This window comes from Streptomyces sp. NPDC101152, from assembly GCF_044768275.1.
Taxonomy (GTDB): domain Bacteria; phylum Actinomycetota; class Actinomycetes; order Streptomycetales; family Streptomycetaceae; genus Streptomyces.
Window position 1 is genome coordinate 49,492 of sequence record NZ_JBIWPO010000027.1, and the last position, 22,338, is coordinate 71,829.

20 protein-coding genes and 3 pseudogenes are annotated in these 22,338 nt (G+C 73.2%); 7 read left to right on the forward strand and 16 right to left on the reverse strand.

Going from position 1 to position 22,338, the window contains the following annotated elements; genetic code table 11:
- Positions 1-2 precede the first annotated feature (2 nt).
- The 4 genes from ACIRVK_RS29100 to ribA are packed head-to-tail and all read right to left on the reverse strand — an operon-like array spanning position 3 to position 4,015.
- Complete coding sequence (locus ACIRVK_RS29100; RefSeq protein ID WP_404252170.1) at positions 3-1,157, reverse strand: saccharopine dehydrogenase family protein; 1,155 nt, start codon at positions 1,155-1,157, stop codon at positions 3-5.
- Complete coding sequence (locus ACIRVK_RS29105) at positions 1,150-2,208, reverse strand: saccharopine dehydrogenase (protein ID WP_404252172.1); 1,059 nt, start codon at positions 2,206-2,208, stop codon at positions 1,150-1,152. The genes ACIRVK_RS29100 and ACIRVK_RS29105 overlap by 8 nt, the downstream gene beginning before the upstream one ends.
- On the reverse strand, positions 2,205-3,344 hold the full coding sequence (locus tag ACIRVK_RS29110) for an NAD(P)/FAD-dependent oxidoreductase (RefSeq protein WP_404252174.1): 1,140 nt from the start codon (positions 3,342-3,344) through the stop codon (positions 2,205-2,207). Before ACIRVK_RS29110 ends, ACIRVK_RS29105 begins: the two co-directional genes overlap by 4 nt.
- Before the next feature lie 11 nt (positions 3,345-3,355).
- A complete protein-coding gene (ribA, locus tag ACIRVK_RS29115; protein WP_404252176.1) occupies positions 3,356-4,015 on the reverse strand; it encodes a GTP cyclohydrolase II in 660 nt (219 codons plus the stop codon).
- Positions 4,016-4,053: 38 nt separating this feature from the next.
- On the opposite strand from ribA, the gene ACIRVK_RS29120 reads away from it, so the two are divergent.
- Complete coding sequence (locus ACIRVK_RS29120) at positions 4,054-4,818, forward strand: creatininase family protein (RefSeq protein ID WP_404252178.1); 765 nt, start codon at positions 4,054-4,056, stop codon at positions 4,816-4,818.
- Between the two features lie 122 nt (positions 4,819-4,940).
- Here the strand turns inward: ACIRVK_RS29120 and ACIRVK_RS29125 are convergent.
- The 5 genes and pseudogenes from ACIRVK_RS29125 to ACIRVK_RS29145 all read right to left on the reverse strand — a co-directional run.
- A pseudogene (locus ACIRVK_RS29125) lies at positions 4,941-6,050 on the reverse strand (lysylphosphatidylglycerol synthase transmembrane domain-containing protein); the annotation flags it as partial.
- The gene (locus ACIRVK_RS29130; protein ID WP_404252180.1) at positions 6,047-7,084 is read right to left on the reverse strand and encodes a trans-aconitate methyltransferase; all 1,038 of its coding nucleotides are present in this window, start codon (positions 7,082-7,084) and stop codon (positions 6,047-6,049) included. The gene ACIRVK_RS29130 and the pseudogene ACIRVK_RS29125, both read right to left, overlap by 4 nt.
- Positions 7,081-8,271, reverse strand: a complete 1,191-nt coding sequence (locus ACIRVK_RS29135) for a glycosyltransferase family 4 protein (protein ID WP_404252182.1) — start codon at positions 8,269-8,271, stop codon at positions 7,081-7,083. The genes ACIRVK_RS29130 and ACIRVK_RS29135 overlap by 4 nt, the downstream gene beginning before the upstream one ends.
- The gene (locus tag ACIRVK_RS29140; RefSeq protein WP_115910305.1) at positions 8,268-8,666 is read right to left on the reverse strand and encodes a 6-carboxytetrahydropterin synthase; all 399 of its coding nucleotides are present in this window, start codon (positions 8,664-8,666) and stop codon (positions 8,268-8,270) included. The genes ACIRVK_RS29135 and ACIRVK_RS29140 overlap by 4 nt, the downstream gene beginning before the upstream one ends.
- A gap of 165 nt (positions 8,667-8,831) precedes the next feature.
- Positions 8,832-9,815, reverse strand: coding sequence for a zinc-binding alcohol dehydrogenase (locus ACIRVK_RS29145; protein ID WP_404252184.1), 984 nt, complete (start codon positions 9,813-9,815; stop codon positions 8,832-8,834).
- 108 nt (positions 9,816-9,923) lie between these two features.
- Between ACIRVK_RS29145 and ACIRVK_RS29150 the strand changes: the two genes are divergently transcribed.
- Positions 9,924-10,700, forward strand: a complete 777-nt coding sequence (locus ACIRVK_RS29150) for a CDP-alcohol phosphatidyltransferase family protein (RefSeq protein WP_404252186.1) — start codon at positions 9,924-9,926, stop codon at positions 10,698-10,700.
- 229 nt (positions 10,701-10,929) lie between these two features.
- Here ACIRVK_RS29150 and ACIRVK_RS29155 read toward each other — a convergent pair.
- Together ACIRVK_RS29155 and fusA are read right to left on the reverse strand one after the other, a co-directional pair.
- A pseudogene (locus ACIRVK_RS29155) lies at positions 10,930-11,129 on the reverse strand (MFS transporter); the annotation flags it as partial.
- Positions 11,130-11,163: 34 nt separating this feature from the next.
- Positions 11,164-13,206 (reverse strand): elongation factor G, encoded by a 2,043-nt coding sequence (gene fusA, locus ACIRVK_RS29160; RefSeq protein WP_404252188.1) that lies wholly within the window; start codon positions 13,204-13,206, stop codon positions 11,164-11,166.
- A 401-nt stretch (positions 13,207-13,607) separates the two neighbouring features.
- Here fusA and ACIRVK_RS29165 point away from each other — a divergent pair.
- The 3 genes and pseudogenes from ACIRVK_RS29165 to ACIRVK_RS29175 form a co-directional block, all read left to right on the forward strand.
- Positions 13,608-14,148, forward strand: a pseudogene (locus ACIRVK_RS29165) (hypothetical protein); the annotation flags it as partial.
- 27 nt (positions 14,149-14,175) lie between these two features.
- Positions 14,176-15,531 (forward strand): hemolysin family protein, encoded by a 1,356-nt coding sequence (locus ACIRVK_RS29170; RefSeq protein ID WP_404252190.1) that lies wholly within the window; start codon positions 14,176-14,178, stop codon positions 15,529-15,531.
- A complete protein-coding gene (locus ACIRVK_RS29175) occupies positions 15,528-16,547 on the forward strand; it encodes a hemolysin family protein (protein WP_404252192.1) in 1,020 nt (339 codons plus the stop codon). The genes ACIRVK_RS29170 and ACIRVK_RS29175 overlap by 4 nt, the downstream gene beginning before the upstream one ends.
- A gap of 28 nt (positions 16,548-16,575) precedes the next feature.
- Here the strand turns inward: ACIRVK_RS29175 and ACIRVK_RS29180 are convergent, their stop codons facing one another.
- A complete protein-coding gene (locus tag ACIRVK_RS29180) occupies positions 16,576-16,830 on the reverse strand; it encodes a hypothetical protein (protein ID WP_404252290.1) in 255 nt (84 codons plus the stop codon).
- On the opposite strand from ACIRVK_RS29180, the gene ACIRVK_RS29185 reads away from it, so the two are divergent.
- Positions 16,748-17,074, forward strand: coding sequence for a 2-oxo acid dehydrogenase subunit E2 (locus ACIRVK_RS29185; protein ID WP_404252194.1), 327 nt, complete (start codon positions 16,748-16,750; stop codon positions 17,072-17,074). The genes ACIRVK_RS29180 and ACIRVK_RS29185 overlap by 83 nt on opposite strands.
- 17 nt (positions 17,075-17,091) lie before the next feature.
- Here ACIRVK_RS29185 and ACIRVK_RS29190 read toward each other — a convergent pair whose 3' ends face one another.
- From ACIRVK_RS29190 to ACIRVK_RS29205, 4 genes are all read right to left on the reverse strand, one after another.
- Positions 17,092-17,760: a response regulator gene (locus tag ACIRVK_RS29190; RefSeq protein ID WP_404252196.1), complete on the reverse strand. Its 669-nt coding sequence runs from the start codon at positions 17,758-17,760 to the stop codon at positions 17,092-17,094.
- Between the two features lie 3 nt (positions 17,761-17,763).
- Positions 17,764-18,876 (reverse strand): histidine kinase, encoded by a 1,113-nt coding sequence (locus ACIRVK_RS29195; RefSeq protein WP_404252198.1) that lies wholly within the window; start codon positions 18,874-18,876, stop codon positions 17,764-17,766.
- Positions 18,877-19,222: 346 nt separating this feature from the next.
- The gene (locus ACIRVK_RS29200) at positions 19,223-20,044 is read right to left on the reverse strand and encodes an ABC transporter permease (RefSeq protein WP_404252200.1); all 822 of its coding nucleotides are present in this window, start codon (positions 20,042-20,044) and stop codon (positions 19,223-19,225) included.
- A complete protein-coding gene (locus ACIRVK_RS29205; RefSeq protein WP_404252202.1) occupies positions 20,041-20,985 on the reverse strand; it encodes an ABC transporter ATP-binding protein in 945 nt (314 codons plus the stop codon). Before ACIRVK_RS29205 ends, ACIRVK_RS29200 begins: the two co-directional genes overlap by 4 nt.
- Before the next feature lie 289 nt (positions 20,986-21,274).
- On the opposite strand from ACIRVK_RS29205, the gene ACIRVK_RS29210 reads away from it, so the two are divergent.
- Positions 21,275-22,300: a lytic transglycosylase domain-containing protein gene (locus ACIRVK_RS29210; RefSeq protein ID WP_404252204.1), complete on the forward strand. Its 1,026-nt coding sequence runs from the start codon at positions 21,275-21,277 to the stop codon at positions 22,298-22,300.
- Positions 22,301-22,338 lie beyond the last annotated feature (38 nt).

Genomic DNA, 22,338 nt, shown 5'->3' on the forward strand with positions numbered 1-22,338 from the left:
CCCTACTCGCCGACGCGCAGGCCGAACTCCAGCCCTTCCTCGGCGAGCTCGGCCAGCCACCGCTCCGACCGGGCGGCCGTCTCCGCCGCCCGGTTCAGCCCCGCGGGCAGGGTGCCGTCGAGGATGTGGCGGACGCCCAGGGCCAGCGGGCGGGACACACAGCGGGCCATCGCGCTCTCCTCCGCGTCGCCGACCAGATCCAGGAGATACCTCCCCGACCAGTTGCGCCCGCCCTCGTCCCGCACGTCCAGCGACACGGCGAGCAGGACACGGTCCCGGTCGGCGTCCGTGGTCGGGTAGCGGGCGGCCAACTCCCGTGCGAGCGCGGCGATCCGCGCGTCGTCCCCGCCCTTGAGCTCCTCGAACACCGCCTCCCAGGCCCGCAGCCAGCCCTCCAGCCGCAGCGTGCCGCGCACGAAGGACCGCGCCCGCCAGGCGGCCGGCAGCTCGTACTGCTCGACGAAGGGGACGCTGTCCCGGTTCGGGTAGACCTCGAAGGCCTCGCCCTCCAGGACGTGCGGGCGGGTGACCTCCCACGGCCGGCCGGCGGTCACCGCCGCCCCGTCCTCGATGTACCGCGAGGGCGAGCGCAGGGCGTTCAGCACGCCGGCCGGTGCCCAGCTGAAGCGGTACCGGAAGTCGTTCGGGACGGCGGGGACGCCGCCGCAGTACGAGGCGAAGGCGTACGAGGCCGCCGTGCCGTCGCCTATCGCCTCCCGGGCGCGGGCGACGAGGCTGTGCGCGAAGAGGTGGTCGATGCCGGGGTCGAGCCCGGCCTCGCTGAGGACGACCAGGCCGGCCTTCGCGGCCTCGGGCACCTGCTCCAGGACGGCGCCGGAGACGTAGCTGGAGCAGGCGAAATGCGCGCCGCCCGCGACACAGGCGGCGAGGAGACCGGCGTGCTCCGGCGCGGGCAGCATCGACACGACGACGTCGCCGGGCGCCAGTTCGGCGGTGAGCGCGGGGAGCGTGTAGGCGCGGGGTTCGGCTCGTCCGGTGAGGCCCAGCCGGCCGAGGGCCTGGGCGGCGCGTTGTTCCGTGCGGTGCCACAGCCGTACCCGGCCCGCGCTCTCGCACAGCCGGGCCAGACCGCTGCCCGTGGACAGCCCGGCGCCGATCCAGTGGACGGCACCGCTCACCGGAACCCGTTCAGCCATGGAACTCCCCTTCGGTGATGCCGAGTTCGCGGCAGGCCTGATGGAACCGGTCCAGGCAGCGGCCCCACGGCCCGCCGACCCCGAACTCCAGCAGCTGGAGGACGAGCGCGGCGGAGAAGTCGGTGCTGGACTCGCGCGGGAGCAGGGAGGGCAGGTTGTCGATGGCGATCAGGTCGAGCGGGGGTTCCTTGCGCAGGCGGCGGGCGGGGTCCGTCCAGTCGGTGGTGCGGTCGTAGACCGGCAGGACGTTCAGGGGCGAGCCGACGTCGCAGGTGACGTCGCAGAGGGTGCGCAGGCGCCGGGCCGGGTCGTCGAGGTCCTGTTCGCGCACGAAGGGCGGGACGGGGGTGGTGGCGAGGACACAGTTCACCAGGACGTCGTGGGCGAGCAGCGCCGGGCGGTCCAGGTCGCCGGTCTCGGCGAGGTCCCAGCAGGTCGGCTCGATCCCGGCCGTGTGGAGGGCGACGCGCGCTCCCCGCCCGCTGCGGCCGAGCGCGCCGATCACCAGGGCGGTGAACTCCTCGTCCCGGTCGGCGGGTCGGAGCGTGTCGTCCAGCTCCTCCTTGGAGGTGGGGGTGAGGGGCGCGACGAGCCGGCCCCGGTGCTGGAGGACGGCGAGGGCGGCGCCGAGGTAGCCGGCCCAGAAGCCGAACGCGGCCAGGCGACGGCCGTTGTCGTCCACCAGGTACTCGAGGTCGAGCAGCCGGCCTCCGCCGGTGGCGAAGCGGCGCAGCAACGCCTCGGATCCGGGCTGCCGCTTGTAGGCGTGGCCGAAGAAGATGTGGCGGTGCGTCAGTTGGCCCGGCTCGTCAGGGAGTTCCTTGAGGCCCAGGATCACCGCGTCCTGGGGCGCCGACACCCACGACCCCGCGGCCGCGACCGCGCAGCCCGCCGCCTCGTACTCCTCGATCGGGAAGATCCGCTGCGGGGACCCCTCCACCGTCAGCGTCACTCCGGCCTCCACAAGCCGTCGGGCGTCGGACGGCACGATCGGGGTGCGGCGTTCGGTCGTGCGGTCCTCGTGGCGCAGCCACAGGTGGAGCTCGGTCATACGAGGTTGGCCTCCGGGCGGGGGGCGTCGGCCGCGAAACGGTCGGCGCTCAAGGGGCTGACGTCCACGAAGGGTACGCGGCCCAGGTACAGGTCGCGGATCACCTCGCCGACCGCGGGTCCCTGCAGGAAGCCATGTCCGGAGAAGCCGGTGGCGTAGAGGAGGCGGGAGACGGAAGTCGCCTCGCCGATCAGGGCGTTGTGGTCCGGGGTGATCTCGTACAGGCCCGCCCAGGTGCCGGTGCGGCGCAGGTCGAGCAGGGCCGGGGCGCGCTGCTGCATGGCGGCGGCGAGGCGGGGGATCCAGCGGTCGTGGGGGTCGGTGGCGAACCCGGGCTGCTCGTCGGGGTCGGACATGCCGAGGAGGAGACCGGGCCCCTCGGCGTGGAAGTAGAGGCTGGTGGTGAAGTCGATCGTCATGGGCAGGTCGGGCCGTAGGCCCGCGACGGGTTCCGTGACGGCGATCTGGCGGCGCAGCGGCACCACCGGCAGCTGCACCCCGGCCATCGCGCCGACCGCCCGGGACCAGGGGCCGGCCGCGCAGATCACCGTGTCGGTGGCGATGCGGCCGAGGGTGGTGGAGACGGCGGTGATGCTCGTGCCCTGCAGATCGATGCCCGTGACCTCGGTGTGCCGCAGGACCCGGGCGCCGAGGTCACGGGCGGCGGCGGCGTAGCCGTGGACGACGGCCTCGGGGGTGCAGTGCCCGTCCGTTGGCGAGAAGGCGGCGGCGAGCAGGCCGTCGGTGCTGATCAGCGGGGACAGCTGGCGTGCCTCCTCCGGGGTGATCAGGCGGCTGGGCACGCCCAGGGAGTTCTGCAGCCGCACGCCCGCCTCGAAGGAGGCGACCTCGTCCGGCGTCGACAGCAGGAACAGGTAGCCGACCCGGTGCAGCCCGATGTCGTACCCGATCTCCTCCTGGAAGCGGCCGAAGGCCTCCAGGCTGCGCGCGCCGAGCTGGATGTTGAGCTCGTCGGAGAACTGCGCCCGCACCCCGCCCGCGGCCTTCGAGGTGGAGCCGGAGGCGAGTTCGTCCCGTTCGACGAGGACGACGTCACGGACACCGGCGGCGGCGAGGTGGTAGGCGATGCTGGTGCCCATCACCCCACCGCCGATGATCACGGCACTGGCCCGCATCCCGGTCGCGATCAGGACAGGTGGGCCACGGCGTCCAGGTGCGGCAGCACATGGTCGAGCCGTTCCCGCTTGGTGCGCAGGTAGGTGATGTTGGACTCGCACGGCGGGATCAACAGCGGGACCGTTTCGGCGACCTTGATGCCGTGCTGCAGCAACGCCTCGCGCTTGCGCGGGTTGTTGGACATCAGGCGGACCGAGTTCACGCCCAGGTCGTGCAGCATCTCAGCGGCGACGCCGTAGTCACGGGCGTCCACCGGCAGGCCGAGCGCCAGGTTGGCCTCGACCGTGTCCAGGCCCTCCGCCTGCAGCGCCATCGCCCGCAGCTTGGCCAGCAGACCGATGCCACGGCCCTCGTGCCCCCTCAAGTACACGACGATGCCGCTGCCTTCGGCGACCACGGCCTTCAGCGCGGAGGCCAGCTGGTCGCCGCACTCGCAGTGCTGGGAGCCGAACGCGTCACCGGTCAGGCACTCGGAATGCAGGCGCGTGAGGACGTCTTCCGTGCCGATCTCGCCGTGGACCAGGGCGACTTGTTCGTCACCGCGGTCATGGTCCATGTAGCCCACCGCCCGGAATTGCCCGTACACCGTGGGCAGCGGTGCATTCACGATCCGTTCCACACCCGTGCGCTGCGGGGACTTCTTGCCGAGGACGCCGATTTTATCTGTCATGATCTGATTCCTAAACAGAGACGAAAGGCCGTGAGGGAATGAGTGGTTCGGGCGCGCGTACGGCGGCGGACGGGCTGGTGCCGGCGGACACTACGGAAGAGGTACGGACCAGGGCGGCGGGTGTCTCAACGCAGGTCGCCGTCCTTCCGGTGGGCAGCTTCGAACAGCACGGTCCGTTCCTTCCGCTGGCGACCGACACGCTGGTCGCCTGTGCCGTGGCCCGGGAGATCGCCGCGGCGTACCCGGTGCACCTCCTCCCGCCGGTGACGATCTCCTGCTCGCACGAGCACGCGGCCTGGCCCGGGACCGTCAGCATCTCCTCGGTGACCCTTCACGCGGTGGTACGGGACATTGCGGACTCGCTGCGCCGCTCCGGCGTCGACGTCCTGGTGGTCGTCAACGGCCACGGGGGTAACTACGTGCTGGGCAACGTCGTCCAGGAATCCTCCGCGCGCGGCGAGCGGATGGCGCTGTTCCCGGCCGCCGAGGACTGGGAGGCGGCGCGGCAGCGGGCGGGGGTGACCACCTCGCTGCTGACCGACATGCACGCGGGAGAAATCGAGACCTCCATCCTTCTGCACGCTCACCCGGAATTCCTCCGGCCCGGTTTCGAGACCTCCGATTTCGTCGCGGACGATCGCCGTCATCTGCTCACCCTCGGTATGTCCGGCTATACCGAATCGGGGGTCATCGGACGCCCTTCGCTCGGTTCCGCGGAAAAGGGGAAGGAACTGCTGGCGAGCCTCGCGGATTCCTTCGGCGCGTATTTCTCGCTGCTCACGTCGGCGGACGACGGCGCGTAGTCGGCGCCGGCACCGGTCCCGGCGCGCAGGCCCTCGTACCAGCGGGCGACGAGGACGGCGGCGCCGGGCAGGGCGGCCACGAAGCTGAGCACGCCGTAGACCACGGCGACGGCCACGCCGTTGCTCGCGCCGAGGCCGGCCGCGCCGAACGCCCAGGCGGTGACGCCCTCGCGGGGCCCGAAACCGCCGACGTTGAGCGGCAGTCCCATGGCGAGCAGGGCCAGCACCGCGAGCGGCAGCAGGACGGCGACGGAGGCGCCGGAGCCGGCGACGCGGGCGGCGAGCACGAACATGCCGAGGTGACCGGCGAGGATCAGGAGCGAGGAGAGCGCGACGCCGGGGCCGTTGCGGCGGGAGAGCAGTCCCTCGCGCGCCTCCGCGAGTGTGGCGCGCAGGGCGCGGCCGCGCCGGGAGGGCGCCCGGTTCATCCGCAGCGCGACGACGACGGCGAAGGCGCCGACCGCGGCGAGCGCGACCAGCGGCGCGAAGCTGCGGGCCTGGGCCAGCACCGGCGACGGCATCGTCAGCAGCACCGCGCCGCCCACGACGGCCAACGCGACCTGTCCGGCGACCCGTTCGAGCACCACGGACCGCACACCGCGGCCGAGGTCACCGGCGTTCTTGCCGTGCCGCACCGCGCGGTGCACGTCCCCGAGGACACCGCCGGGCAGGGCTGCGTTCAGGAACAGCGCCCGGTAGTAGTCGGCGACGGCCGCGCCGAGCGGCAGCTCGATCCTGAGGCTGCGGGCGACCAGCGCCCAACGCCAGGCACTGAGCACGGTGGTGGCGACGCCGATCAGCAGCGCGAGCGCCAGCGTCGGCGCGTCGATCCGCCGCAGTCCCTGCAGCAGCACGCCGGTGCCGAGGTGCCACAGCAACGCGCCGAGGATGACGGCACCGGCCACGGTCCCGAAGTGGGTGCGGACCGCGGGCGAGTTGAGCCGCGCCAGAGCGGCGCGCCACCAGGGCGTCGCCTCCCGCCGGGGCGAGGAGACGATCACGCCGATACGTTCCTTTGCGACGGCGGGCCCGACGGGCGGGGCGGTGGCGAGCGCGTCGGCCCGCGCCCACAGCGCCGTGTCCCGCGCCGCGAGGCAGTCCGTGCCGTCCTCCCACACCTCGACGGCGACCACCGGTACCGGCGCGCCCGAGACGACGTCCACCCGCGCGGTCTTCGTGTCACCGCGCCGGTCGTCCCGCACCACGAGCGCTCGTACCGTCTCCACGCTCATGACGCCCCGCCCACCGGCCGGGACAGCGCCAGCAGGTCGCTGTGGTGCACGGTGACGCGGAGTTCGCCGGCCTCGCAGGCGGCCAGGCGCTCGCGCAGATACCGGTCCGCACGCGCTGCCAGCGCGGGGCGCTCCTCGACGGCGGCGCCGACCCAGCCGCGCAGCCACTGGGCCGTCAGCGCGGCCTCGCCGGGGCCGAGCCGCCAGGGGCTCGGGTTGACCCGGACCGTGGCGCCCCGCTCCGAGAAGGCCTCGCAGGCCGCCGTGATCGCGTCCGGACCGAGCATGCCGTCGCGGCGCTGGTGGGCGTTGAACGCCTCCATGATCTCCTCGTCCAGCGGGTCGGGCGCGGTGAGTTCGACGCGTCCGGCGACCGAGAGGGTCAGCAGCGCCGGGCAGCCGGCGCCCGTGCAGGCGGCGGCCAGCGTGTCGATCTCCGCGCGGCTGAGGACGTCGAGAAGTGCGGAGGCGGTCACCAGGGAGGCGCCGGCGAGGGCGTCGGGGGTGAGCCGGGCGACGTCGCCGCGGCGTGTCTCGACGGTGACCCGGCTGCCGTCGGCACCCGAGCGCGGCGAGGCGACGGCCGCGAAGTGCAGCAGGTAGGGGTCGCGGTCGTGCAGGACCCAGTGCTGGGCGCCGTCGAGGCGCGGGGCGAGCCAGCGGCCCATCGAGCCGGTGCCGCAGCCGAGGTCGTGGATGACCAGCCCCGCCTTGCCCGGCAGGTTCGCGAGCCGGATCCGGAGCGGGTCGAGCAGGTCGTGCGCGCGGGCGGCCGCGTCGGCGGGCTCCCGCAGCTCCAGCCACTCCGGCGCGTACCGCGGCGGCTCGTCCGGGCCGTCCTCCCGCAGCCGCAGGGTGGCCCGCTCGCCGGGGCGGCCGACGGGACCGGCGCCGGGGATGACGGAATCCGTGGCATCGGCCTGGACACCCACGCTCGCCTCCGGTGTCACCATCTGCTGCCCCCGAACCGTTTCCCTCGGGCCCGGCTGCGGCGGGATCTTCCCGCCGATCTGTGCCCCTACCGTCCTGTTCATGCCGCCCTCCCAGGCTCGCTCGGCAGCCGGCCCAGTACTCCGGCGAGGCTGCGGGCCGTGGTCGCCCAGCCGTCCAGGGCGGCCCGTCGGCCCCGGGCGGCGGCCTTGAGCCGGCGTCGTACGTCGGCCTCGCCGAACCAGCCGCGCAGTTCGGCGGCGAGGGCGGCGGGGTCCTCCGGCGGCACGAGGATGCCGGGCACGCCGCCGTCGGGGGCGCGGCCGACCGCCTCGGGCAGGCCACCGACGTCCGTCGCGAGCACCGGGATGCCGCGCGCCAGGGCCTCGGTCACCGCCATGCCGTAGGTCTCCGCGTAGGAGGTGAGGACCATGAGGTCGGCGGCGGCGTAGCTGGCGTCGAGTGCGGCGCCGGCCTGCGGTCCGGCGAGATGGATGCGGTCCTCGAGGCCGTGCTCGCTGATCAGCCGGCGCAAGTGGGCGACGTACTCGGGGTCCTGCCCGAGTCCGCCGACGCACACGCAGCTCCACGGCAGGTCGGCGGCGGCGGCCAGTGCCTGCACCAGCCGGTGCTGGCCCTTGCGCGGGGTCACGGCGGCCACGCACAGCAGCCGGGAGACGCCGTCGGTGCCGGAGGCGAGGGGCGCGATGTCGGCGCCGGGGGCGGCGACATGGACCCGCTCGGGGGCGAGCCCGTGGTGCGAGACGAGCCGGCGGACCGCCCAGTCGCTGGTGGCGATCACCGCGGGCACCGCCCGCAGCACGTCCCGCTCCTTGGCGTCCAGCTCGGCGGCGACCGCGGGCTCGAGGCCCGTCTCGTCGCCGAGCGGAAGGTGTACGAGCACGGCGAGGTTCAGCCGCTGTGTTTCGGGGACGACGATCTCGGGCACCCCGCAGGCGACGATCCCGTCCAGCAGGACGACCGTGCCGTCCGGCAGCTCCCGCAGCGTACGGGCGAGTTCCGCCCGGGCCGCCGTTCCCGGCCGGGGCCACTCGCCGGCCACGGCGTGCTGGTGGACCTGCCAGCCGAAACCCGGCAGGTCCAGGCTCACCCGGCGGTCGTAGGCGTTGCCGCCGCTGGGCGCCGCCGGGTCGTTGACGCCGCCCGGCAGGACGAAGTGCACGGAGCGCAGGGACATGGGGATGATCTCGGCGTTCTTCAGGGCGGTGTGCTGCACGGGCACGTAGCCGAGCGCGGGCTGCGCCGCCTTCTCCAGGGTCGCGTCGGTCACAGGGCACGCTCGTAACTCGCCCAGGCGATGTGCGACTCGTGCAAGGTCACCGAGATGCCCGCGATGCCCTTGGCGCCCTCCCCGAGCGCGCCCTTCTCGATGCGCTCGGCGAGCCGGTCGGCGATGACCTTGGCGAGGAACTCCGTGGAGGTGTTGACACCGGCGAACTCGGGCTCGTTGTCGAGGTTGCGGTAGTTGAGCTCACTGACGACCGCGCCGAGTTCCTGGGTGGCCAGGCCGATGTCGACGACGATGTTGTCGTCGTCCAGCTGCTCGCGCCGGAAGGTGGCGTCCACCAGGAACGTCGCTCCGTGCAGGCGCTGCGCGGGTCCGAAGACCTCGCCGCGGAAGCTGTGGGCGATCATGATGTGATCGCGGACGGTGACACTGAACAACGGACGACCCTCCAGGTGCGGCGCGTCTGGTCCCCCGGCCGTTGACCGCCGGGGGATGCCGTGTAGTACGGCTCTTCGGTTCCCCGTGTTCAGCCCCGTCTCACTCTTTTCTCAGGTCAGGCGGTCTTGCGTGGCCGAAAAGTCGTCCCGTATTGAACGACTGCGTCAGGCTGTGTCCGCGTACCTCACCCGGTGGCACAGCGCCGGGATCTCCCCCGAGGCCAGCTTCGGCAGGACGTCCGGCAACTCCTCGAAGGCGGACTCCCCCGTGACCAGGGCGTCCAGCGCCGGATCGGCCAGCAGGTCGAGGGCGAGCGCGAGCCGGTCGGCGTAGCTGCGGCTGGAGCGGCGGGCCGGGGAGACGGCGCCGACCTGGCTGCTGCGGATGACCAGCCGGCGTGAGTGGAAGTCCTCGCCGAGCGGGAGGGCGACCCGCCGGTCGCCGTACCAGCTCAGCTCCAGCACCGTGCCCTCGGCGGTGAGCAGTTCCAGGGCCCGGGTGAGCCCCTGTTCGGTGGCGCTGGCGTGCACGACCAGGTCGCACCCGCCGAGGGCGTCGGCGGGCGGCGCGAAGTCGATGCCGAGGGCCTGGGCGACCTTGGCGCGGGCGGGATCGGCGTCCACCAGTTGGACCCGTACGCCCGGGAAGCGGGCCAGCAGCGCGGCCACCGAGCAGCCGACCATGCCCCCGCCGACCACCGCGATCCGGTCGCCGACCAGCGGCGCCGCGTCCCACAGCGCGTTGACGGCGGTCTCCACGGTGCCGGCGAGCACGGCCCGTTCGGCGGGCACGGTGTCCGGTACGACGGTCACGGCGGAGGCCGGGACGACGTACCGCGTCTGGTGCGGATACAGGCAGAAGACCGTCCGCCCGAGCAGTTCCTCCGCGCCCGCCTCGACGACCCCCACGCTGAGGTAGCCGTACTTCACGGGAGCGGGGAAGTCGCCCTCCTGGAACGGCGCCCGCATGGCCGCGTACTGGCTCTCCGGAACCCCGCCGCGGAACACAAGCGTCTCCGTGCCCCGGCTCACCCCCGAGAAGAGCGAACGCACCAGCACCTCGTCCTCGCCGGGTTCGGGCAGGTGGACGTCGCGTATCTCGCCCTGGCCCGGACGACCGAGCCAGAACGCGCGTGCGGTCAGGTTCATCCGAGGTCCTCCTGAACGATCGGGAAGTGGTTCACGTACCGAGGTGTGCACAGGCCGCGCACAGTACGCGGCGTTGATCGACTCTGTCATATGGCCGGAGGGTGTGCGGTGGCCCTGAACAACACTTACGACGCAAGGCTGGTCCAGCAGGAGACCGCTGTGGGAGCGGGCGTTCAGATCCTGTTGCTTGCCTTGCTCGGCACGGCGCTCGGCATGGGGGTGGCGGGCTGGCTGACCGGCCTCGCCTTCGCCGTCGCCACGTGGGCGGTGCTCTCGCGGGCACTGCACCGCACCCGGCCGCGTTCCTTCGGCCCGGCCAACCGGGTGACGCTCGGCCGCGCGACGCTGGTCGGCGGCGTCACCGCCCTGGTCGCGGACTCCTTCGAGAGCTCCCCGCCGGTCACCGCGCTGGTCGGGCTCACGGCGGTCGCCCTGATCCTCGACGGCGTGGACGGCAAGGTCGCCCGCGCGACGAACACGTCCACGCCGCTGGGCGCCCGCTTCGACATGGAGGTGGACGCGTTCCTGATCCTGGTCCTGAGCGTCTACGTCTCCGCGGAGTTCGGCCCGTGGGTTCTGCTGATCGGCGGCATGCGCTACGCCTTCGTCGCCGCGGCCCGCGTCTGGCCCTGGCTGAACGCCGAACTCCCGCCGAGCATGGCCCGCAAGACGGTGGCCGCGATGCAGGGCATCTGCCTCCTGCTCTCCGCGTCGGGCTACCTGCCCCCGGTGGCCTCCCTCGGGGTCGTGCTCCTGGCGCTGGCGGCCCTGGTGTGGTCCTTCGGCCGCGACGTCATGTGGCTGCACCGCACCTCGCGGGTCCAGGACGGCGAAATGGAACAGATGCTGGAACTGGCGGCGGAACGGCAGGCAGTGGCGTCCTGAGGACCGGGGGCCGCCCTGTCACCGGTCGGCTGCGCGTTGGAGTGCCGCAGCTGTGGTCGTGAGGTCCGCTGTTCTCGGCGAGATCGGTCCGCGGCACTTGTCGAGAAGCGGTCCAGCAACCCCCGGAGGCCCGGGACTGTATCGATATGCGGCTCCGCCGCGTGAGCGCGGCCAACCACGACGACGCCGCACACACACGACAGCCGATCCCCCCTCAACGCTGCCGCGGCTACAGCAAAACCGCGGCAACCGACACCCCCGCCAGAGCCCCCCACGGCACTGCTCCCGGCAACCCCGCATCCAGCAGCATCCCCGTCCCCGAACTCCCCGCCAGCACGATGAGCCCGGACACCGACGACAACGCCCCGGTGCAGAGCCCGAGCCGCCCCTCCTCCGCGAGGCCCGGCCCCAGGCGCGAGCGGGGGCGGCCCCACCCGAGTCGAAGGAGGGGCCGCCCTGTCGGTCACCGGGCCGGTGCCACCGTGGGGGCCGGTGCGTAGCCCGTGGGGCGGGTCGTGAAGGTGCCGCGGCCCTGTGTTCGGCTGCGCAACCGGGTCGCGTAGCCGAAGAGTTCGGCCAGGGGCACGGTCGCCGTCACGACGGCCGCACCGCCCCGCGCGGTCGAACCCGAGACCCTGCCACGGCGCGCGGCGAGGTCGCCGAGGACGCCGCCGACGGCTTCCTCGGGCACGGTCACCGTGACCTCGACGACCGGCTCCAGCAGGACCATCGCGCAGGCTCGGAGGGCCTCGCGCAGGCCCAGCCTGCCGGCCGTGCGGAAGGCGGTGTCCGAGGAGTCCTTCACATGGGTCGCCCCGTCGGTCAGGGTGACCCGCAGCCCCGTCACCGGGTGACCGCCGAGCGGGCCCTCGGTGAGGGCGTCCCGGCAGCCGGCCTCGACCGCGCGCACGTACTCCTGCGGCACCCGCCCGCCGACGACCGTGGACCGGAAGACGAACCCGCTCTCCAGCGGCTCGACATCGAGGACCACATGGGCGAACTGCCCCGCCCCGCCGTCCTGTTTGACGTGCCGGAAGACCTGTCCGGACACCCCGCGCCCGACCGTCTCGCGGTGACTCACCCTCGGGCGGCCGACGGTGACCTCCAGGCCGTGCGCGAGCCGCAGCTTCTCGGCCGCCACCTCGAGGTGCAGTTCACCCATGCCGGACAGGACCGTCTGGCCGGTCTCCGGATCGGTCCGGACGACCAGTGAGGGGTCCTCTTCCGCCAGCCGGGCCAGGGCCGTGGCCAGTCGGTCGGCGTCGGTGGACCTGCGTGCCTCGACGGCCACCGAGACCACCGGTTCGGTGACGCCCGGGGGTTCGAGGACGAGCGGGGCTCCGGGCGCGCACAGCGTCGAGCCGGCCCGGGCCGACTTCAGCCCGACGACCGCGACGATGTCCCCGGCGATCGCTCGCTCGACGCGCACGTGACGGTCGGCCTGGACGCGCAGGAGGCGCCCGATCCGCTCGCTGCGGCGCGTGCCCGCGTCCCACACGGTGTCCCCCTTCTCGATCGTTCCCGAATAGATCCGTACGTAGGTCAGCCGTCCCGTCGGAGTGGCGTTCACCTTGAACGCCAGCGCCGCGAACGGCGCCTCCAGGTCGGCCGCCCGCTCCTGCGCCGTACCGTCGTGCGTGCCGTGTACGGCGGGCACGTCCAGCGGTGACGGCAGATAGGCCACGACGGCGTCGAGCAGTGGTTCGATGCCGCGGTTGCGGTAGGCGGAGCCGCACAGGACCACCACGCCCTCGCCGCTGCGGGTCAGGTCCCGCAGGGCGCCGGCCAGGGTCTCGGCGGACAGCGCCTCGCGCCCGACGAACTCCTCCAGGGCAGCAGGGTGCAACTCGGCGACCGCTTCCTCCAGCAGCCGGCGACGCTCGCACGCCTCCTCGCACACCTCCTCGGGCATCGGCACGACGTCTGCAGTGTCACCGCCGTCGGCCCAGACCAGCGCGCGCATGCGCACCAGGTCGACGACGCCGGTGAAGCCGTCCTCGGTGCCGATGGGCAACTGGACGACCAGCGGCGCGGGATGGAGCCGTTCACGGATCGAGGCGACGGCGGTGTCGAGGTCGGCGCCCGCGCGGTCCAGCTTGTTGACGAACGCGATCCTCGGTACGCCGTGCCGGTCGGCCTGCCGCCACACCGACTCGCTCTGCGGCTCCACCCCGGCCACGGCGTCGAACACCGCGACCGCGCCGTCCAGCACCCGGAGCGAACGCTCCACCTCGTCGGCGAAGTCCACGTGTCCCGGCGTGTCGATCAGGTTGATCCGGTGGCCGTCCCAGGCGCAGCTGACGGCGGCGGCGAAGATGGTGATGCCACGGTCGCGCTCCTGCGGGTCGAAGTCGGTGACGGTGGTGCCCTCGTGGACCTCTCCGCGCCGGTGGATGGTGCCGGTGGCGTACAGGATCCGCTCGGTGACGGTGGTCTTGCCCGCGTCCACGTGGGCGAGGATGCCGAGGTTGCGGACGGCTGCGAGGGGGTTGACGTTGGTGCGCACGGCCCGTTGGCCTTTCTGGTGATCTGGTGCGATCGAAAAGGGCGGCGCGATTCCCGGACGGGACGGACGGGGGCGACGTGTCGGTACGACGCGGTGTCAGAGGTTCGTCGCGGGCATCCGGTGCCGGCCGCGCAGCGGGCACCGGACCGACGGGGACACCAGGATCACCTCGAACTGAGAGCGCGGGACGACGACAACGGTGCGGTAACGCACGGCCGGTCTCCCCTCGTCGCTCGTCCCGCGCGTCACGGTGACGTGCGGTGCGTGCCGAGTGTAGGGAAGCCGCACGGTCCGGGGCATCGGGTTTTTCGCGGATTTCCGCGGGTTACCTGGCGATCGTGCTGGTGGCCGTCGGACACGCGTGGGAGCCGCTGCGGGACGGCGGTCGGACCGTCACCGCCCAGGTGCGGCTGCTGGCCCTGCCGGTGTTCGCCGTGTCGTACTGGACGGTGCCGCGGATGACCGGCGCCTGGTTCCTCCACCGGGACAGCGCGCAGGAACTGGGCGCGCCCGACCTCGTTCGGGCCCGTGATGACCCTGGCCGCCTTCGGCTGCTCCCTGCTCCTGGTCGCCTGCTTCCTCTCCTGGGTGCCGGGGCGGCGGCTGTGGTTCACCGCGCTGGGCGCGGGCACGCTCTACGGCTATCTGCTGCACGGTTTCCTCGCCCAGGGGTCCACGGTGACGGTCGTCGCCGCCGCCGCCGTGACGGTTCAGTGCACACCGCCCGTCCGGCGGATCTTCCGCCGCGTCGTGGAGCCGACAATGGAGTGGGCGTTCAGGCGTGACCCGCGGCGCGCCCGGACCGGCGCACGAGCTGGGAACTCCTGCCGGGTCACGCGCGTTGTCCTGATACCGACCAAGCACGAGGAGTCACCCTTTGTCCGCCAGACCGACGGACTGCCCGGGGCACAGTCCCCGACCATCCCGCCACAGCATGCCTGATCGCGGCACTCGACGGGGTGGTGCCGGATGAGTGCCGCGCCTGCCGTCCTGGGTCTCTTGGCCGTGTTCGTGCTGACCGCCGGGACCGGTTACTTCGTCGCTCAGGAGTTCGCGTACGTCTCCGCCGACCGGCTCGCCCTCGCCCGTGAGGCGGAGGCCGGTGACCGGAGGGCCGCCCGGGCGCTGAAGGTGCTGGAGCGGCTGTCGTTCATGCTGTCCGGCGCTCAGCTGGGCATCACCGTGACCGGCCTGGTCGTCGGTTTCATCGCCGAGCCGTCCGTGTCCGCGCTGCTCGGACCGGCCTTGTCCGGCGTCGGCTTTCCCGACACGGCGGTCACCGCTGTCTGTGGGGTGCTCGCCTTCGTGGGCGCCACGGTCGTGCAGATGGTGCTCGGGGAACTGGCCCCGAAGAACCTCGCGATCGTGGTGCCCGAACGGCTGGCGAAGGGCCTGGCCGCGTCGACGCTGGCGTATCTGAGGGTCGTCGGCCCGGTGGTGCGCGTCTTCGACGAGGCGGCCGACCGGCTGCTGCGCAAGATGCACATCGAACCGGTCGAGGAACTGCACCACGGCGCCACCCTGGAGGAGCTCGGCCATCTGATCGGCGAGTCGCACGACCAGGGCCGGTTGCCGAAGGACACCGCCGACCTGCTGGACCACGCCCTGGAGTTCGCCGAGCGCACGGTGGACGAGGTGATGGTGCCGCGCGCGGACGCCGTCTTCGTCCGCAAGGACGCGAGCGCCGCCGAGGCGGTCGACCTGATCGCCGAGCACGGCCACTCCGACTACCCGGTGCTGGGTGACCACCCCGACGACGTGGCGGGCGTCCTGGGTGTGCGGGAGCTGATGGCGCTGCCCGCGGGCCGGCTCCCCACGACCACCGCGGGCGCGCTCGCCCGGCGCCCCCTGCTGCTGCCCGACACCCTCCCGCTGCCGGAGGCGGTGGAGCAGATGCGCCGGGGGGACGACGAGTTCGCCGTCGTCCTGGACCACCACGGCGGGCTGGCAGGCATCGTCACCTACGAGGACATCGCCGAGGAACTGATCGGCGACATCGCGGACGAGTCCGACACGGTCGTCGCCCTCGCGGTCGCGGACGGCGACGGCTGGCTGGTCGACGCGGGCCGCCGGCTCGACGAGGTGGCCGAGGCGACCGGCGTCGAACTGCCCGCGGAGGACGACTTCGACACCGTAGCCGGGCTGATCGTGGACCGGCTGAGCCGCTTCCCGGCGATCGGCGACCGGATCACCGTCGAGCTGCCCGACGGCGGACGGGCCGCGCTGGAGGTACGGAGCCTGGACCGGCACGTGCCGGAACGGGTCCGCCTGCGGCGGCTGACCGCCGCAGAGGCCACCGGTGTACGGGAGGAGGGGCAGACGTGAGTTTCCCGATGGCACTCCTGGTCACGGTCCTGCTGCTGATCGGCAGCGGCTTCTTCGTGGCCGCCGAGTTCGCGCTGGTCGCGGCCAGGCGGCACCGCGTGGAGAAGGCGGCGGCCGAGGGGCGGCGCGGCGCCGAGGCGGCCCTGTCCGGCATGCGTGAGCTGTCGCTGATGCTGGCGGGCGCGCAGCTCGGCATCACCGTGTGCACCCTGGGCCTGGGCTCCGTGTCCAAGCCCGCCGTCTCGCACGCGCTCGACCCGCTGCTGCACCGGCTGGGTCTGCCCGCCGCGGTCAGCTACGGCGTCGCCGTCGCCGTCGCGTTGATCGTCGTGGTGTTCCTGCACAGGGTGGTCGGCGAGATGGCGCCCAAGTCCTGGGCCATCGCCGACCCGGAGCGCTCCGCGATGCTGCTGTCGCCGCCGTTCCGGGCCATGGTCAAGGCCGTACGCCCGCTGATCTCGCTGCTCGACACCGTCAGCAACGCACTCGTACGACTGTGCCGGGTCGCCCCGCGCGAGGAGCCGGCCTCGGTCCACAACCGGGAGCAGCTGACCCACCTCGTGGCGGAGTCCCAGCGGCTGGGCCTGATCAGCGCGGCCGACTCGCAGCTGCTCACCCGTTCGCTGACCGAGCCCGAGACCCCCGTGGGCGACCTCCAGACCCCGGCCGCGCGGATCACCTCGGTGGAGGGCTCCGCCGATGCCGACACGGTGCTGAAGGTGGCGGCCGACAGCGACCGGACCCGTCTCCTGGTCCGCGACGGCGACACCGTCCTCGGCTCGCTGCACGCCCGCGACGCCCTGGTCGCCCGCGCCCGCAACCGCACCACGAGCGCCCACCGGCTGGCCCGCCCGGTACCGGAGCTGGCCGGGACCACCACGGTCGCCGAGGCCATCGACGTCCTGCGCAGACACCGCGCCTCCCTCGCGGTCGTCCGCGACGAGAAGGGCGACCTGACCGGCATGGTGACCTTGGACGACCTGCTGTCCCGTTTTCTGCAGCCCGAGGCGGCCTGACCGCCCACGCGGCGGCGGGCGGGGCCGGTCAGGAGGCTTTCAGAGCCAGCGGCAGGGAGCTGAGGCCGCTGAGGAAGTTGGAGTACACGGGCCGGGCAGGCCCGGTCCGCTCCATGTCCGCGACCAGGTCGCGCAGGCCGGCGAGTACGGCTCCGATCTCCGCGCGGGCCAGGTAGGCACCGAGGCAGAACGCGGACCGGTTGTCCCTGGACGGGCCGGCCGGCGAACTGGCCACCCTGACCGAGCTCGCCCGCCGGGGCGCGCTTTTGACGAACCGGCTCACCGGCGGCACCTTCACGCTGAACAACTACGGTGTCCTCGGTGTCGACGGAGCCACGCCGCTGCTCAACCACCCCCAGACCGCGATGCTCGGCGTGGGCCGCATCACCGGCCGCGCCTGGGCGGTCGACGGCCGCCTGGCGATACGCAAGGTCGTCAACCTGTCCCTGACCTTCGACCACCGTGTCTGCGACGGCGGCACCGCCGCGGGCTTCCTGCGCCATGTCGCCGAACAGGTCCGGGGCTGATCCGACCGTGGGACGGGTCAGCCGGGCCGGACCAGGCGGGTCTCGTACGCGAAGACCACCGCCTGGACGCGGTCCCGCAGTTCCAGCTTGAGCAGGATGCGGCTGATGTGCGTCTTGACCGTCGCCTCGGCCAGTTGGAGCCTCTCGGCGATCTCCGAGTTGGACAGTCCCCGGCCCACCTCGGTGAGGACCTCGCGTTCGCGGGCGGTGATGCGGTCCAGCCGTTCGTCGCCGCGCACACCGCCGTCGGACCCGGTGGGGAGTTGGTGGGCGAAGTTCTCCAACAGAAGCCGGGTGATGCGGGGTGCCACCACCGCGTTCCCGTCGGCCACGCAGCGGATCGCGGCCAGGAGTTCCTCGGGCAGCGCGTTCTTCAGCAGGAAGCCGGAGGCTCCGGCGCGCAGTCCGGCGAAGGCGTACTCGTCGAGGTCGAAGGTGGTCAGGATCAGCACCTTCGCCTCGGGGCACCGCGCCACGATCTGCCCGGTGGCCTCGATGCCGTCCACGCCCGGCATCCGCACGTCCATCAGGACGACGTCGGGCCGCACGTCACGGGTCAGGCGCACGGCCTCGGCGCCGTCGCCTGCCTCGCCGACGACCACCATGTCGTCCTGCGCGTCCAGCACCATGGAGAACGCCATGCGCAGCAGCGGCTCGTCGTCGACGAGGAGAACTCTGACCGTCATGGATCACGCTTCGCTTCCCGAGAGGGCCAGCACGGCCCGTACCTGCCAGCCGCCGTCGGGGCGCGGCCCCGCCTCGAACTCGCCGCCGTACACCGCGGCCCGCTCGCGCATCCCGTGCAGTCCCTGGCCGTTGGACTCGGCCGGGGACTGAAGCGCCGGGCCGTCGTCGGTGATCCGCACGGAGACGTACTCCGGCGCGCAGCGCACCCGGACGTCGGCCCGGGTGCCCGGCGGGGTGTGCTTGAGGGTGTTGGTGAGGGCCTCCTGCACCAGCCGGTAGACGGTCAGCTGGGCGGGGAGGGGCACGGCCGCGGGGTCGCCCGAGACGTCGAGGTCGGTGGGCAGCCCGGCCGCGCGGACCTGGTCGGCCAGCGGCCGCAGTTGGGCGATGCCCGGCATCGGGTGGCGCAGCGCGTCGGGCTCGTCGGCGCGCAGTACGCCGAGGAAGCGCCGCATGTCGGTGATCGCCTGCCGGCCGGTCGTGGAGACCTGGCGCATCGCCTCGGTGGCGCGTTCCGGATGGAGCTCCTGGGCGAAGACGGCGCCGTCGGCGAGCGCCACCATCACCGACAGGTTGTGCGTGACGATGTCGTGCATCTCCCGCGCGATGCGGGAGCGTTCGCCGGCGACGGCCAGCTGCGCCTGCTGGTCGCGTTCCCGTTCCAGGCGTACGGCCCGCTCCTCAAGGAAGGCCAGATGGGCGCGTCTGCTGCGCATGTTCACGCCGATCACCGTCGCGGCCACCGCCATCGCGGACAGCGCGACGAACGACTCGAAGACCCGTTCCGGCGGTGTCCACCGGGCCGACGCGAGCAGCACACCGGTCTCCAGGACGCCGATGGCGAGCCAGGTGTGCCGCTTCGACGCGTACGCGGCCACCGTGTACAGCGCGATGAGCAGGGTGATGTCCGTCGGCGTACGCACGTTCAGCCACCACTGGACGAAGGCGACCGCCGACATCGACAGGAACGCCACGAGCGGTGCCCGGCGCCGCCACACGAGCGGCAGCGCCAGCAGCGCGTTGAACAGCAGCGGTTGCCCCAGCACGGGGTGCAGGGCCCGGTGCATCGCCCCGGTCAGCATCGCGAAGACGGCGGCCGCGAAGAGCGCGTCCACCGTCTGCGGCGACAGCCGTGTCCGCAGACGCAGCCGGGCGCGCCCCGCGCGGGCGCGCCCCCACCGGGGCCCGCCACCCCCCGCCGGGGGGCGGGGGGGGGGGCTAGGCCCGCCCCGGGGGGGGGGGCGGGGCGCCCCCCCCCGCCGGGGGGGGGGCCCCCCGTGGGGGTGTTTTTGGGGCGGGGGCCGGCCCGGGGCCGAGGGGGGGGCGGGGGGGCGGCCCCCCCGCGGGCCCCCCCGCCCCCCCCGGGCCCGCCCGGGGGGGGCCCCCCACGACCGGGCCCGGACACGCACGGCCTGGGGCAGGGCGTAGGTCATCGACGCGCCCGGGGGCGGTCGGCCGGCATCAGGCGTCCCGCCGTTTGAGCGCCACCGCCGCTCCGGCCAGCGCGAGCACCGCGTACAGGCAGAACACTGCGAAACCGGTCCATGGTGACAGCGTATTGGGGTCCGCGTGGAGGTGGATGATGCCCTGTCCCGCCGTACTCGGCAGGTACTTGTTGATCGCGTCGTACCAGGAGGACGGCAGCGCCTCGGCGAGCACCGGGAGGACCAGCAACACCCCGAACAGGGTGGCGATGCCGCCGGCGGTGTTGCGGATCAGCGCACCCAGCGCCACCCCGATCAGGCCCACGCCGGTCAGGTACAGACCGGCGCCGAGCACCGCGCGCAGCACGCCCGTGGCGCCGAGGGACGTCCCGAGGTGCTGACTGGACAGCGCCGCCTGCCCGACCAGGAAGGCGATCAGCGCGGCGATCGTCATCAGCACCCAGGTCACGGCACCGAACACCAGCGCCTTCGCCCACAGCACCGGCAGCCGGCGCGGCACCGCGGACAGCGAGGCGCGGATCATCCCGGTGGCGTACTCACCGCTGACCACCAGGACGCCCAGGACGCCGACGGCGAGCTGGGCCAGGAAGAAGCCCCGCATGCTCACCATCGTCGGATCGAAGTGCAGGCGTTCGTCGGCCGGCAGGTGGGCCCAGCGGTCGGCGGTGAAGTAGCTGAACAGGTAACCGAGGCCGATCATCGCGACCACCGCGGCCAGCAGCGTGAACAGCGTGGAGCGCAGCGAGCGCAGTTTGATCCACTCGGAGTGGATCACCTTCAGCTGGCTGACCTCGCCGCGTTCCGCCTCGGGGATCACCGTTGCCATCAGTGTCGTCATGCCGCACGCCCTTCCGTGCCCGCGCCGAGGCCCTGCGCCACGGGTGCCTGGTACTCCACGGCGTCCCGGGTCAGCTCCATGAACGCCTCCTCCAACGACGCCTGCTGCGGGGTCAGTTCGGCCAGGGCGATGCCCTCCTCGGCCGCGATCTGCCCGATCCACTCGCTGCTGAAGCCGGTCACCAGCAGCACGCCCGGCTCCGGCGAGGAGACGGTCACGTCGGGGCCCGTCAGCAGCTCGCGCAGCTTGTCCGCCTCCTTGGTGCGCACCCGCACCTGGTCACCGGCGGCCCGTGCGGTGAACTCCGCGACGGAGGTGTCCGCGATCAGCCGTCCCCGTCCGATGACGATCAGGTGCTCGGCGGTCAGCGCCATCTCCGACATGAGGTGGGAGGAGACCAGGACCGTGCGCCCTTCGGCGGCCAGTCCCTTCAGCAGGTTGCGGATCCACAGGATGCCCTCGGGGTCCAGGCCGTTGACCGGCTCGTCGAGGATCACCGTGGCCGGGTCGCCGAGGAGGGCGCTGGCGATGCCGAGCCGCTGCCCCATGCCCAGGGAGAAGCCGCCCACGCGCTTCTTCGCCACCGCGCGCAGCCCGACGAGGTCGATCACCTCGTCGACGCGGCGCTCCGAGATCCCGTGGGTGGCGGCGAGCGCCAGCAGGTGGTTGCGGGCGCTGCGTCCGGTGTGGATGGCGCGGGCCTCGAGCATCGCGCCCACCTCGTGCAGCGGCGCCCGGTGGTCGGCGTAGCTCTTGCCGTTGACCACGGCACGGCCCGAGGTGGGCGCGTCCAGGCCGAGGAGCATCCGCATCGTGGTGGACTTGCCGGCCCCGTTCGGCCCGAGGAAGCCGGTGACGGCACCGGGCCGCACGGTGAAGCTGAGATCTTCCACGGCGGTGCGCTCACCGTAGCGTTTGGTGAGGGAATGGGCCTCGATCATGAAGGGTCCTCGTCGGAACTAGGGGAGGTCGTTGGTGGGGGGCGGCGTCCGTTCGTGACCGGACCCGCATCACCCTAGAACCGCGCCCGGCACGGATCGACAGACCGCGGAGCGACGTTTCGGGGGCCCGGCGTGCGTCCGTGGGCTGAGCGACGTACATCCGTCGATGTACGTTCCGCCGGGGGCCGTCAGCCCCGAAAGAGCGGCCTTCGGGCACGTTCCGCGCGACGGACCCGCCCTCCGGCCGCGTAGAGCGGACGACGGATTCACCCACGGAGGGGACTGCACAGTGACAGCGCGTGCACTCAAGGGGGCACTGAGGGGTGCCAGGGGTACGGCGATCGCGGCGGCGGCGATGGCCGTGCTGGCCGCATCGCAGGCGCCGGGGGCGGTCTCGGCCGAGGCCGCGGAGCCCGCGCGGAAGGCGGCGCCCACCGGGCACGGCGCCAGCGTGTCCGGCGACACCCCGTACCGCACCGGCCTTCCCCCGCTGCGGACACGGAAGAACGACCCGGCACCGGAAGGGACGGCCGGCGGCGCCCTGCCCGCGACCGTGTTCGACGCGTACCGGCGTGCCGAGGAGGAACTGGCGCGCGAGGCGCCCGGCTGCCGGCTGCGCTGGCAGCTGCTGGCCGCGATCGGCCAGGTGGAGTCCGGGCAGGCCTGGGGTGGCCGGGTGACCCCGGACGGTACGACCGTGACGCCCATCCTCGGCCCGCGGCTGACCGGCGGCGCCTTCGCCGTCGTGCCGGACACCGACGGCGGCGCGTACGACGGGGACCCGGTGTACGACCGCGCGGTCGGCCCGATGCAGTTCATCCCGTCCACCTGGGCCCACTGGGGCGCGGACGGCAACGGCGACGGACGGTCGGACCCGAACAACGTCTACGACGCTGCGCTCGCCGCCGGCCGCTACCTGTGCGCGGGCGGCCGCGACCTGTCGAACCCCGCCGACCTGGACCGGGCGATCCTGGGCTACAACCACTCGGACGCCTATCTGCGCACCGTCAAGGCCTGGTACGCGTACTACCTGACCGGACACCGCGTGGTGCCGGACGCGTCCACCGGGTCCCGGTCGGACCGGACGAAGCCGTCCCGCCCGCAGAGGCCGAAGCCCTCGCCGCCGAGGTCGTCGCACGACCGGAAGGCGGTCCCCGGCCCTTCGCCCACGTCGTCGGCGCCGCCCGCCTCACCCTCCCCCAGCCCGTCCCCGACGGCGGGTGTGCCGAAGGTGTCCGGGACGCCGCTGGTCTCCGTCCCCGAGCCGACTCTCACGCTGCCCGGCGGCGGGCTGCTGCCCGACGCAGGGCCGTGACCATCGGCAACGGCTGGAACACGATGAGCGCCTCCCCC